Here is a 12,556-nt window from a genome sequence, read left to right as displayed (position 1 = left end):
GGAGAGAGTAGCGCCGAATGGCCAGTTTGAAGGAAATGCGCAATCGGATCTCGAGCGTCAAGGCGACGCAGAAGATCACGAAAGCGATGCAGATGGTGGCGGCCGCCAAGCTGCGCCGGAGCCAGGACGCGGCGGAAGCCGCCCGTCCCTACGCCCGGCGCCTGGCTTCGGTCATCGCCAATCTCGCGGCCGGCGTGTCGGGCGACGGGGCTCCGGCCCTGCTGACCGGCACGGGGCGCGACGACCGCCACCTGATCGTCGTCGCGGCGGCCGATCGCGGCCTCGCCGGCGGCTTCACCTCGTCGATCGTGCGGGCCGCGCGCCAGCACATCGACGGCCTGATCGCCCAGGGCAAGGACGTCAAGATCGTCTGCGTCGGCAAGAAGGTCTCGGCCCAGCTGAAGCGCCCGTACGGCGACAAGGTTGTCGAGAACTTCGACCTGTCGGCCTACCGCCAGTTCACCCTGTCGGTCGCCCAGCCGATCGCCGACGTCGTCACGCGCCTCTACGAGGCCGGCGACATCGACGTGGTCACGCTATTCTACAGCCGCTTCAAGTCGGTGGTCATCCAGACCCCGACCGCGCTGCAGCTGATCCCGGCGACCGTGGAGGGCGTCGACGCCCCGACGGGTCCGGCGGCGGTCTACGAGTACGAGCCCTCGGAAGAGGCCATCCTCGAGACCCTGCTGCCGCGCAACCTGACGGTTCAGATCCTGTCGGCCCTGCTGGACAACATGGCCGGCTTCTACGCCAGCCAGATGACCGCGATGGACAACGCCACGCGCAACGCCGGCGACATGATCAAGCGCTACACCCTCGAGTACAATCGTTCCCGCCAGGCCCAGATCACCAAGGAGCTGATCGAGATCATCTCCGGCGCCGAAGCCGTCTGATCTAGCCTAACGACACAAGCACGCAGAGACCGAAAGACCGCACGCCATGGCCAAGACCCCCGCTGCAAAGCCGGCGACCGCCGCCGCCCAGACGCCTGCCGCCAAGACGCCCGCCGCCCCCAAGGCCGCGGCGGCTCCGAAGGCCGCCGCCACGAAGGCTCCGGCCGCCGCTAAGGCTCCCGCCGCCAAGAAGCCGGCTGCCCCCAAGGTCGCCGCGCCGACCAACGCCGCCGTCAACCTGGATGGCGCCACCGGCCGCCTGGTGCAGATCATCGGCGCCGTCGTCGACATCGAGTTCGACGGTCCGCTGCCGGCGATCCTGAACGCCGTCGAAACGACCAACACCGCCACCGGCCAGCGCCTGGTGTTCGAAGTCGCCCAGCACCTGGGTCAGAACACCGTCCGCGCCATCGCCATGGACGCCACCGAAGGTCTCGTTCGCGGCCAGCCCGTGCGCGACACCGGCGAGTCGATCCGCGTTCCGGTCGGTCCGGGCACCCTGGGCCGCATCATGAACGTCATCGGCGAGCCGATCGACGAGCAGGGCCCGATCAAGTCGGACATCTATCGCACGATCCACCGCGACGCCCCGACCTTCGCCGAGCAGACCAACACCGCTGAAGTGCTGGTCACGGGCATCAAGGTCATCGACCTGATGTGCCCCTACACCAAGGGCGGCAAGATCGGCCTGTTCGGCGGCGCCGGCGTCGGCAAGACCGTGACGATGCAGGAACTGATCAACAACATCGCCAAGGCTTACGGCGGTTACTCGGTTCTGGCCGGCGTGGGTGAACGCACCCGCGAAGGCAACGACCTGTATCACGAGATGATCGAGTCCAACGTCAACGTCGACCCGAAGGCCAACAACGGCTCGACCGAAGGCTCGCGCTGCGCCCTGGTCTACGGCCAGATGAACGAACCCCCGGGCGCCCGCGCCCGCGTCGCCCTGACCGGCCTGTCGATCGCGGAATACTTCCGCGACGAAGAAGGCAAGGACGTGCTGCTGTTCGTCGACAACATCTTCCGCTTCACCCAAGCCGGCGCCGAAGTGTCGGCTCTGCTGGGCCGCATCCCCTCGGCCGTGGGCTATCAGCCCACTCTGGCCACCGAGATGGGCAACCTGCAGGAGCGCATCACCTCGACGAACAAGGGTTCGATCACCTCGGTTCAGGCCATCTACGTGCCCGCCGATGACTTGACCGACCCGGCGCCCGCCGCCTCGTTCGCCCACTTGGACGCCACCACCGTTCTGTCGCGCGACATCGCCGCCCAGGCCATCTTCCCCGCCGTCGATCCGCTGGATTCGACCTCGCGGATCATGGACCCGCTGGTCATCGGCGAGGAGCACTACAACGTCGCTCGTTCGGTCCAGGAAGTCCTGCAGCAGTACAAGGCCCTGAAGGACATCATCGCCATCCTGGGCATGGACGAGCTGTCGGAAGAGGACAAGCTGGTCGTTTCGCGCGCCCGCAAGATCTCGCGCTTCCTGTCGCAGCCGTTCCACGTCGCCGAGCAGTTCACCAACACGCCGGGCGCTTTCGTCCAGCTGAAGGACACGATCCGCTCGTTCAAAGGCATCGTGGACGGCGAGTACGACCACCTGCCGGAAGGCGCCTTCTACATGGTCGGCGCGATCGAGGAAGCCGTCGCCAAGGCCGAAAAGATGGCGGCTGAAGCCTGATGACCGAAGAAACGGAACTGGCCGGCTTCTGCTGCGAAGAACTGGCGGAGGCGGTGTCCCCGGACACCAACGCCGGCCTCATCGAGCATGACAGCGGCCTGATCCTGCTGAACCTCGGCGAGCGGGAAGAAGAGGGCGAGACCGGCCTGATGCTGGCGACGATCCACTTCTGCCCGTTCTGCGGGACCGAGATCCAGACCGACGAAGACATCGAAGCCGCGCTTGGCGGCGTCGAGGAGACTTTCAACTGATGGCCAAGCTGCACTTCTCCCTGGTCGCGCCCGAGCGCGAACTGTTTTCCGGCGACGTGGACCTGGTCCAGGCTCCCGGCTCGGAAGGCGACTTCGGCGTCCTGGCCGGCCACGCCCCGTTCATGACCACCCTGCGCGAAGGCAAGGTGACCGTGAAGGACGGCGCGACGACCAAGGTGTTCGACATCCAGGGCGGCTTCGCCGACGTCGGTCCGGAAGGCCTGACGATCCTGGCCGAGCACGCCGTCGAAGCGGCCTAGGCTCGGGTCGCCCGCATGCTTACGAAACGCCCTCGTTCCTTGTGGAGCGAGGGCGCTTTCGTGTCTGGGGTGAAAAAATTACACTTGTGACCCAATCTCCGCCTCAATCGGTAGCCATAAGGGTTGCGAGGGACCGTCTGTCGGTTTTAATGCCGACCTCTCGTCTTGTTGGGGATAACCAGCCTATGCGCCTTGCGCTCGTCACCTTGATCGCCCTCGGCGCGGTCTCGACCGCCGCCGTTGCCCAGGAGCAAACCACCGCTCCCGCCATGCCCGCTCCGGCTCCGGCCGCCGCGCCGGCCCCGGCCGATCAGGCCGCTCCCGCTCCGGCTGACCAAGCCGCTCCGGCCTCGGCCGACCAGGCCGCCCCGCCGGTCGCGGCTCCCGCCGCCGGCCAGGCTCCGGCCGAGGCCTACACGGCGCCGGTCCGTGGTCCGCGCACGACCGACCCGCTGTCGGTCCGCCTGATGGACGTGCTGGACAAGGTCTGCAAGCCGTCGGTCGCCGGCGGCGACTTCGCCCAGCTGGTCAAGGACTACGGCTTCAAGAAGAAGAAGGAACAGTGGGTTCTCGCCCTCGAGAAGCCCTACAACATCACCCTGGACAACCCGGGCTCGAACAAGAACGTCTGCACGGTCACCATCGACTACGCGCAGACCGCCGAGCAGGCCCAGGAACTGGCCAACGCTCTGCACGATTACGCGACCTGGGAAAACAGCCCGCAGCTGCGCCTGATCCGCAATGACCAGACGGTCGGCAGCGACTACCGCCGCTTCACCGTGTCGTGGGACGACGCCTGGGCCGGCGGTCACGCTGGTCTGGTGTTCATGCGTCTGAAGAAGCTGGACGAGTCCTCGTTTGGCAAGAACTTCGAGCGCGCCCAGATCCTGTACAGCACGACCAGCCGCTAAGACGCGATATCCGAAAGTGGTCGCCGGTTTCGGCGGCCGTCGCGCGATATCGAAGAGCGGCTTGCCCCTCGGGGGCGCTGGAACTATTTAGGCGAGGCGCGGGGGACGACCCCCGCGCCTTTTGCTTTGGCGATTGTCGATTTGCAGGGGACGACCCCACCTTTTCAGGAAAAGGGGCTCGTCGTGGCCTGGATCATTCTTTTCATCGCCGGACTGTTCGAAATCGGCTGGGCCGTCGGCCTGAAATACACCGAGGGCTTCACCAAGCTGGTCCCCACGGTGCTCACGGGCGTCAGCCTGGTGCTGTCCATGGGCCTCCTGGGCTGGGCCGTGAAGACCCTGCCCCTGGGCACGGCCTATGCGGTCTGGACGGGCGTTGGCGCGGTCGGCACGGCGATCATCGGCATCATACTGTTCAAGGAGCCGGCGACCGCCGCGCGGCTCGTGTGCCTGGGCCTGATCGTGGCTGGCATCCTGGGGCTTAAGGTGTTCACGCCGGCCGCCTAAGCGGCGGCGCGGTCTTCAGCGCTGATGAAATCGAGGCAGCGCTGGGCCACCTGCTCCCAGCCGGGTTCCCCAGGCAGCCAGTGGCTCATCTCGGGGAACACCTCGACGCCGCCGCCCAGGCGCGCGGCCGTCTGACGGACCGTGGCCGGCGGGTGGATCACGTCATGGCCGCCGGCGATCGCCAGCACCGGGCAGCCCGGAGCCGACACCGACGTGGTCATGAACGGGTCCAGCCACCAATTCAGCGTCTCCCACAGCGCCCGCCCGCTCTCGGCCGTCATGCGGGCGAAGATCGCCTTGCGCTCGGGGCGGGCCAGCTTGTCGACGCTGTAGCGGCGTACGACGCCGTAGTCGGGCGCGATGGCCTGCAGCCAGTAGGGACCGAAGGTGTAGAGGCTGACGGCCGAGACGGCCTCCTCCAGGCTCGCGCCGGAGACGCCCCAGGGCGCCGAGGGGGCCAGCAGGATCAGCTTGGAAATCTTGGCGCGGCTGGCGGCCATCTGGGCGACCAGGCCGCCCATCGAGTGGCCAACCAGGATCGGCGGCGTCTCGCAGGTCTCGGCCAGGCGCGAGATCTGGCGGGCATAGTCGGTCATCGAGACGCCAGCGGCGCTGCTCTGGCCGTCGTGTCCAACCAGGTCGGGCGTCAGCACGCGATGACCCGCCGCCTCGAAGGGCTGACGGAAAGCGTCGAAGGTCCAGCCACCGCAAAAAGCGCCGTGGACCATGATCACGGGTGCGAGCATGGACGCCCCAAAAAACGAGACTAATAAACCCCGCCGACGAAGCAGCCGGCGGGGTTAAGCCTACACTTACTTCGACGCCTTGGGCGAGGTTTTGGCGGGCGTCTTTGTCGCAGGCTTCTTGGCGGCCGCGGGGGCCTTGGCGGCGGCCGGCTTGGCAGCGGCCTTCGGAGCCGCGGCAGCCTTAGGCGCGGCGGCGGCCTTGGCCGGAGCCTTCGCCGCCGGCTTGGCGGCCGGAGCGGCCTTGGCGGGCGCGGCGGCCTTCGGAGCGGCCTTGGCGGCGGCCTTCGGCGCCGGAGCCTTGGCGGCGGGCGCCTTGGCCGGAGCGGCGGCGGGCTTCTTTGGCGCGGCGGCCTTCGGAGCCGGCGCGGCCTTCTCGGCGGCGGCCGGCTTGGCGGCGGCCTTCGGTGCGGCCTTGGCGGCCGGAGCCTTCGCGGCCGGGGCCTTGGCCGGAGCGGCGGCCTTCGGCTTGGCTTCAGCCTTCGGTTTCGCCGGCGCCTTGGCGGCCGGAGCCTTCGCGGCGGGGGCGGGCGCCGGGGCTGCCGCGACCGGGGCCGGTTCGGCCGCCTTCACGGGTTCCGCCGCCGGGGCGGGAGCGGGCATGGGGTCCGGGGTCTTCACCGGGGTGGGCGCGGGCGCTGGAGCGGGCGTGGGGGCGGCCGCGGCGGGGGCGGCCGTCGTTTGCTTCTTGCCGCTCAGCCAGGCGATCAGGTCGTCGAGGATCTTCATCGTGTTTGGCTCGTCTATGAGGTAATGGGCGTTGTGGGGATATTCTCGATACTCGGCGCCGGCGTACTTTTTGCCGACGAGCCGCACGTCCTCGACGGGTGTCGTGCGATCTAGGGCGCCCGCCATCACCAGCACCGGCACGGTGACCTTGCTGGCGTCGACATGGGCGGTCTTGTTGGGGTCCTTGTGCGGCCAGGCCAGGTCGGCCAGCACCTGTCCGCTGTCATAGACCATCTTGGCGTAGAGGCCGTCGTGGCGCTCGGCCGGCACGGCGTTCATCACGCCGAACTTGAAGCCCGTCTTCCACATCTTGCCCGCCTTGGTCTCGGGCTTGGATTGCAGGGCCATGTTCAAAAAGGTGAAGACTGGCGTCAGCTTCGGCTTGCCCCGCGCGTCGGCCGGCGAGCCCGGCGCGAACAGGGCGATGGCGGCGGCATGGCCAGCCTCGGCGACCTTCTGGGCGATCAGGCCGCCCATCGAGTGGCCGATGACGATGGGCTTGGCGCCCGTGTCCTTGGTCAGGGTCTGGGCCAGGGCGCTCATCTCGGCGACATAGTCCGCCAGGGTCAGGCCGGCCAGACCCGCGCGCGGACCCTCGACCGTGCGCACGGCCGAACGGATCGTCGGGGCCACGACACGATAGCCTTCGGCGCGCAGGCGCGCGGCCACGGGGTCCCAGACGTCCCCCGCGCAGCCATAGCCGTGAATCAGCAGAACCGTGTCCGCCATACCGTTTCTCCCCAGCGCGACGGACCCTGAAACTCAGAGGCCGCGCGCGTACCCCGCAAAGGCGGCGACCACCGCTTCGTAAACGCCACGCTTGAAAGGTACGATCAGTTCGGGCGTTTCGTCGAGCCTGCCCCATTTCCAGGCGTCGAACTCGATATGGTCGTCCGCTTCCAGATCGATCTCTGACTCCTCGCCGATGAAGCGATAGGCGAACCAGACCTGTTTCTGCCCCAGCCAGCCGCGCGAGTGTTTCTTGTCGGCCAGGATCTCGGGCGGGAAGTCGTAGGCGATCCAGCCCTCGGTGCGGCCAAGCAGTTCGACGGAGCTGACGCCGGTTTCCTCGGCCAGCTCGCGACGGGCGGCGGCTTCCAGGTCCTCGCCGTCGTCGACCCCGCCCTGCGGGAACTGCCAGTTGTACGGTGGCGCCTGGCGATAGCGGCGACCCAGCCAGACGCGGCCATCCTTGTGGAACAGGACAACGCCGACATTGGGACGATGCTTGGGATACTCACGCTCGGTCATGCCGAGCTTTGTTCCACGACTAGTCGTGGCGCGCCAGTTTTACCGGTGAGCGAGGGCCGAAGCGGGAGCCAGTTGCAGGCCGCGCTGTTGCAGGCCGGCGGCCCAGATGCGCACCTGGGTGATGGTCACCGGATAGGCGAAGCCCGAGCCGAGCGATTGGCCGCGGCCGGCCGCGCCGTTCTCCAGCGCCCGCAGCTGCGCATCAATGGCGCCCGCGGAAAGTTCGTCGTCGATCACACGGTCGGCCGAGGCGCGCGGGATCGGGCCGGCGCGGCGCGAGGCCAGGCCGTCGTCGACGAAGGCCAGGCCCCGGGCCTTCAGCACGGCGTTGAAGGTCGACATCGCCTGGTCGTTCTCGACGAAGCGGGCGCCCAGATAGTTGGAGAGGCCGAAATAGCCGGTGGCGCGCGACATCAGCCATTCCAGCTTGCGCACGGTGTCTTCCGGCCGGTTGGCGGCGATCAGGGTGTAGGGACCCGGATCGTTGGCCGGATAGTCGGCTGGTTCCATCGGGGTCTCGAGCAGCACCTCGTGGCCATGGGCGCGGGCCAGGTCGATCCAGCCCTGCAGGCCCTCGGCATAGGGCGCGAACGACAGGGTGACTTCGCCCGGCAGGGTCTCGATGGCGGCGCGGGTGGTCTGGGCGTTGAGGCCGAGGCCGCCGATGACCACGGACACCTTGGGGCGGCCGTTCGGCTGGAAGGGACGGGCGTAGGCCTCGGCGACCGTCCGGCCGTCCGCGCCGATGATCGGCAGCGGACCGCCGCCGGGACCGGGCGCGGTCAGGCCGGCGATCGGAGCCTGGGCCAGGCCAGGGCCCTGCTGGACCGGCGGCAGGTTCTGGAGACCTTCGGCGGGCGGCGGCTCGGCCTCGGCGTTCGGGGGCGCGAAGGGATTGCGCGACAAGCCCAGTTGGCCCGGAACCAGTTCGGCCTCGTGGGCGGGATCGCCGCCCAGCGCCTCTCGCCAGCCGTCGGGCGCGTTCTTGGTGGCGCCAATCTCGGTCAGGGGCAGGCGAATCACCGGTGAACCGGCGTGTGGGTCGCTGGTGATCAGGATCACGGTCGCCAGCGAGGCCAGGAACAGCACGGCCGCGCCGCTGGCGGCGATGTAAGGATTGCTGACGGCCGCCATCAGCTTGGCGCGCAGGTCGCCGGTCCCGCCCGAAACGGGCGCGGCGGCGGCATAGGCGGGCTTGCGCGAGAAGGTGACGGCCATGACCCGCTCAGGCTAGTCGGGAAGCTTCGAACATATGGTTAACGAGATGCTGCCGAAGACGGATCGCGGCGCGGCGCGACGTCGCGGTGGCGTCACCATTTCGGGGCCCGCGAGGCCCCAGTTCTCGAATAGCGATTGCGAACATGGCTAAGGCCACTCAAAGTAGCGTTCTGGATCGGGGGATCCAGGGGCGGGGCGCTCATGTTCATGTTCGCGGCACTGGCGACTGCTGCGCTCTGCCTAGGCCTGGCCTGGTGGGGAGCCCGAGCGCTTTTCCGGCCATTCCAGCCGGCGGCGACCGCCCTGGCGCAACGGCTCAGCCCCGTGGCCCCGTTCATCGCGGCGGGTGTCGTGCTGTTTGGGGGGCTCGCCGTGCAGGCCTTGGGCTCGTTCGGCATGGCGCGGAGCGTCGACGACACGATGAACCGCGCGGCGGGCCTGATCACCGGGCCGCTGTATGGCGGCTGGAGCCGGCCGGGACAGAAGGCGATCGTGATCGTCGCGCTGGACGACGCCTTCGTCCAGGAAGCCGGCGGCGTCTGGCCTCCGCCCTATGACAAGACGCGCGCCGTCATCGAGACGATCAGCGCGGCCCATCCCAAGGCGATCTTCCTGGACTCCTATTATCGGCACCCGCATGTGGCCGGCTCGGGTTGGCCCGACGTGGCGGGCATCGCGGGACTTTCCGAGGCGTTCGCCAACGCGCGCAAGGCCGGGACGCCGGTGTTCATCGGCCCCGTGGCCGGGGACCAGCCGCTGCTCCAGCCCCTGGCGGCGACGGCCGGCCAGGTGGGCCTGGCCTCGGTCGGCGACAAGACCTTCGCCTACAATCTGCGCGATCCCGACAACCGTCCCATGGCCGCCGTCCAGCTCTACGCGGCCTGGAAGGGGCGCCCCGTCGAGCAGTTGAACCTGCCGATGGAGACCCTTTCGGTGGACTGGGGCTTCGGGGCCACCGACTGGATGCGCTCGCACCTGGCCGCCGGCGAGGCGTTCTGTGTCGCCGAAAAGCCCATGGCCCGACTCGCCAGCTTTCTCTGGCTGGGCTGGCGGGCCGTGGCGCCGCAGCTGAACACCGACATGGAGGGGCGAGATCGCCTGGAGGTCTCATGTCCATACTTCGATGTGGTGTCGGTCGGCTGGCTGTCGGACTCCGAAGTGCGCGACCGCCTGAGGGGCAAGCTGGTCCTGGTGGGCTCGACCGTGCCGTGGCTGCGAGACCAGGCGCGCACGCCGCTGTTGGGCGAGGCGCCGGGCGTGATGGTCCACGCCATGGCGCTGGACAATCTCATCCAGAACGGCGCGAGCGCGACCCGCTATCCGAACGACGTGGGCGAGACCGCGCTGGACTACGCCGACCTGGTCCAAGCGGGCCTGTTGCTGCTGGGGTTCATGGCGCTGTGGTGGATCCACCGGTTGGGCCCGGCGCCCGACGAGCCGCTGTCGGCGGCGACGAAGGCGCGGGTGTGGGCGAGCGTGGCGGGCGTCGGCCTGGCGATCGCCTGCTTCGCCAACTGGCCGCTGTTCAAGCTGATGGCCGCCGCGCTGGGCGGCGAGATTTTCACCGAGGCGTGGGACGAGTTCCATCGCCGTCGCAAAGCTGGAGGGGAAACATGAAGCGTCCGCTCATCACGATCCTAACCGCGATGGCGGTGCTGGCCCTGCCGGGAGCGGCCTACGCCCAGGCCTGTCGGTCGATGTCGATCATCACCGCGCAACTCAATGTCGATGGACTGATGCTGTTCAGCCTGCAGGGCGCGCCCGTGGATCGCGCGCCCAAGGCGTCCCTGCCGACCCGACTGGACGCCACGGACTGCGGTGACGCCAACTACGTGATGATCCCGTTGGCCAAGAGTCATTATCTGGTCCGCAAGTCCGATCTGAACATGCCGAAGATCGATGTGGGCTGCCGTTGCCGAGCGCCGGTCGGAGCTACGGACCTGGGAACGCCCGGCGCGGGCGGCGCCGTCTATTGCGAGCGCGAGGCGCCGCAATGCCGGCGCTGAGCCGGGCGCTGTTGCCAGCCCTCGGTATCGTTCTGGCCGTCCTGGTCTCCCCGGAGGTCGGCTCGGCGCAGGCGCGAAAGGCTCCGGCCAAGAAGGCCGCCGTCGTCAAGGCGGCGACGCCGCCACCGCCCCGCAAGCCGCCGCCGCCCCGCGAGATCACCTGCGGCCCGCCCTTGCCCGAGGCCATGCCGGTCAAACCCGAGAAGAAGAAGGGCCTGCTGGGCAAGATAGGCTCGATCGGCAAGAAGGAGGTCAAGCTGCCGGAAGCGTGCGTGCTGGCGCGCTTCAAGGATCCCGCCTTTCCGATCACCGATCCCAACGCCCTCGGCGGCTCGGCCGTCGGCCTGTTCGGTGGCGAGGGACCCGTTCAGGCGGAATGGCTGATCTCGATGGCGGAGCTCCAGGAGGTCGCCGATGCGATCGCCGACCTCGGGCCAAGGCCGACCGTCCGCGCCACCGTTCTGATGTCGAACCTGACCATGGCCGAGGCGCACGCCGTCTATCTGAAGCCCGGGGGCCGGGACGGGGTGATCATCCTGACCACCCAGCTGATCCAGAGCCTACGGAACCTGAGCCTGAAGATGGCCGGCCACGACGCCGATGCGAAGGTCGCGCCGGGCGCGGCCCCTGTCGTCGAGACCGAGGAGCAGAGGATCCAGGCCAACAAGCTGACACAGCAGTACCTGGCCTTCATCATCGCTCACGAATACGCGCACTTGGTGCTGAACCATCCGCAGAAGCAGACGAAGGCGGCGCGGGACTATCAGGAACTGGGGCAGGCCATCGCCATGGCGGGTCTCGCCTACGCCGTGATCAACCAGATGAAGATCGATTCCAAGGCCTCCTACAGCGAGAAGGAGCGCGAGGGACGCAAGTCGGCGGGCGTCTTTCTGGCCGCAAGCTTCGCGGGCGACATCGCCGCGACCGAGGGCACGCGTTTCATCTTCCCGATCTTCAACCGCGGCGTCGAGCGCGACGCCGACATGCTGGCGGTCGACATCCTGCGGCGGTCCAAGGTCGATCCCGGCGTCGGCGTGCGCGGGCTGAACATCTTCCTCAAGGAGAACAAGGAAAACGTCCGCAAGAGCGGCCAGATGTCCGACGAGGCCAAGCAGACGGCGGCCGAGGCCGCCTTGCTGATGGCCGCCGTGGCGCCCGACCTGATCAATGGCGACAAAGAAGAGTTCGAGAAGAAGCTGAAGACCGCCGCTCTGCTGTTCGCCGCCAGCTTCGCCCTGCGCAAGCTGGAGGAGCACAGGATGATGGTCGAGGCGCATCTGCACGACTCGCCGGGCGAGCGCGAACATCTGGTCACGGAATACCAGAAGGCCTTCTACGGGCTGGCCAGCGTGATGCGTGACGCGCCCGCGCCGATGTCGAAGTTCGCGGAGGTCGCCGAGGCGGAGGCGGCGAAGGGGGCCAAGCCGCCCGTCGTCGCGCCGCCGCCCAAGGACGACAAGGTCGCCATCCCGGAGGTCGACTTCAAGAAGATCGGCGCCGAGGTCGACGGCTATGTCGCTACCGAGGCGGCCAAGACCGCCTTGGCCAGGGGAGACCTGGTCGAGGCGCGCCGTCAGGTCGACGTGGCTTTGAAGTCACCGATCAAGGCCACGATCGACGTCCAGCTGGTGGCCGGCGGCCTGGCTCAGGCCGAGGGCGATCAGGACGCGGCCATCCGCCACTTCCGCGCCGTCCTGGCGCACGGCTTTCGGTCGCCGTCCGTCTATCGGAACATCGTCGACAGCCAGCGGCTGAAGAAGGACGACGCGGGCGCGCTGAAGACCATCGCCGAGGGCGTGAGCGCCACGGGCCAGCTCAGCGAGTTCATCCTCGAGCGCATGGACATCCACCGCTTCCTCAAGAACGACAAGGCCCTGGCGGAAGACCTGGAGGCCTGTATCGCGCTCAAGGATCTGAAGCTGGAGGCGGCATGCCGACGCGCGGCCCAGCCTGATCCGTTTGACGAGCCTGCTCCGGCAGCCAGTACGGCGACGGCCAAACCCGCCGCCGCCGCGCCTGCCCAGAAGGCGGCCACGAGCAAGGCGACGACCCCGCCGCCCGCCAAGAAGAAATGAGCCACGCGCCGTCCGGATGACCGGACGGCGC

13 protein-coding genes are annotated in these 12,556 nt (G+C 68.5%); 9 read left to right on the top strand and 4 right to left on the bottom strand.

All coding sequences use genetic code 11. From position 1 onward, the window contains the following. Window positions 1–17 precede the first annotated feature (17 nt). From ACW173_RS05690 to sugE, 6 genes are all read left to right on the top strand, one after another. Entirely contained in the window at window positions 18–893 is an 876-nt protein-coding gene (locus ACW173_RS05690) for a F0F1 ATP synthase subunit gamma (protein WP_492083903.1), read from the top strand. Window positions 894–939: 46 nt separating this feature from the next. Continuing rightward, entirely contained in the window at window positions 940–2,574 is a 1,635-nt protein-coding gene (atpD, locus tag ACW173_RS05685) for a F0F1 ATP synthase subunit beta (protein WP_492083902.1), read from the top strand. Next, window positions 2,574–2,825, top strand: a complete 252-nt coding sequence (locus tag ACW173_RS05680; protein WP_252632713.1) for a hypothetical protein — start codon at window positions 2,574–2,576, stop codon at window positions 2,823–2,825. The genes atpD and ACW173_RS05680 overlap by 1 nt, the downstream gene beginning before the upstream one ends. Next, complete coding sequence (locus ACW173_RS05675) at window positions 2,825–3,085, top strand: ATP synthase F1 subunit epsilon (RefSeq protein ID WP_492083901.1); 261 nt, start codon at window positions 2,825–2,827, stop codon at window positions 3,083–3,085. The genes ACW173_RS05680 and ACW173_RS05675 overlap by 1 nt, the downstream gene beginning before the upstream one ends. A 149-nt stretch (window positions 3,086–3,234) precedes the next feature. Beyond that, on the top strand, window positions 3,235–3,996 hold the full coding sequence (locus ACW173_RS05670; RefSeq protein WP_492083900.1) for a hypothetical protein: 762 nt from the start codon (window positions 3,235–3,237) through the stop codon (window positions 3,994–3,996). A gap of 183 nt (window positions 3,997–4,179) precedes the next feature. Beyond that, window positions 4,180–4,503 (top strand): quaternary ammonium compound efflux SMR transporter SugE, encoded by a 324-nt coding sequence (gene sugE / locus ACW173_RS05665; RefSeq protein WP_492083899.1) that lies wholly within the window; start codon window positions 4,180–4,182, stop codon window positions 4,501–4,503. Here sugE and ACW173_RS05660 read toward each other — a convergent pair. From ACW173_RS05660 to ACW173_RS05645, 4 genes are all read right to left on the bottom strand, one after another. Beyond that, window positions 4,500–5,249, bottom strand: a complete 750-nt coding sequence (locus ACW173_RS05660) for an alpha/beta fold hydrolase (RefSeq protein ID WP_492083898.1) — start codon at window positions 5,247–5,249, stop codon at window positions 4,500–4,502. The two genes, sugE and ACW173_RS05660, sit on opposite strands and share 4 nt — an antisense overlap. 66 nt (window positions 5,250–5,315) lie before the next feature. Next, window positions 5,316–6,704: an alpha/beta hydrolase gene (locus tag ACW173_RS05655; protein ID WP_492083897.1), complete on the bottom strand. Its 1,389-nt coding sequence runs from the start codon at window positions 6,702–6,704 to the stop codon at window positions 5,316–5,318. Window positions 6,705–6,737: 33 nt separating this feature from the next. Continuing rightward, a complete protein-coding gene (locus ACW173_RS05650; protein ID WP_492083896.1) occupies window positions 6,738–7,226 on the bottom strand; it encodes an RNA pyrophosphohydrolase in 489 nt (162 codons plus the stop codon). A 39-nt stretch (window positions 7,227–7,265) separates the two neighbouring features. Continuing rightward, window positions 7,266–8,444, bottom strand: a complete 1,179-nt coding sequence (locus tag ACW173_RS05645; protein ID WP_492083895.1) for a divergent polysaccharide deacetylase family protein — start codon at window positions 8,442–8,444, stop codon at window positions 7,266–7,268. Window positions 8,445–8,651: 207 nt separating this feature from the next. Here ACW173_RS05645 and ACW173_RS05640 point away from each other — a divergent pair, with 207 nt between their 5' ends. The 3 genes from ACW173_RS05640 to ACW173_RS05630 are packed head-to-tail and all read left to right on the top strand — an operon-like array spanning window position 8,652 to window position 12,525. Continuing rightward, window positions 8,652–10,061, top strand: coding sequence for a CHASE2 domain-containing protein (locus tag ACW173_RS05640; protein WP_492083894.1), 1,410 nt, complete (start codon window positions 8,652–8,654; stop codon window positions 10,059–10,061). Continuing rightward, complete coding sequence (locus tag ACW173_RS05635; RefSeq protein ID WP_492083893.1) at window positions 10,058–10,450, top strand: hypothetical protein; 393 nt, start codon at window positions 10,058–10,060, stop codon at window positions 10,448–10,450. Before ACW173_RS05640 ends, ACW173_RS05635 begins: the two co-directional genes overlap by 4 nt. Further along, on the top strand, window positions 10,438–12,525 hold the full coding sequence (locus tag ACW173_RS05630; RefSeq protein WP_492083892.1) for a M48 family metalloprotease: 2,088 nt from the start codon (window positions 10,438–10,440) through the stop codon (window positions 12,523–12,525). The genes ACW173_RS05635 and ACW173_RS05630 overlap by 13 nt, the downstream gene beginning before the upstream one ends. Window positions 12,526–12,556: the final 31 nt, after the last annotated feature.

Source organism: Caulobacter sp. ALps2, from assembly GCF_058681635.1.
Note: the sequence above shows the minus strand (reverse complement) of the source record. Positions and strands in the feature narration are given on the sequence as shown.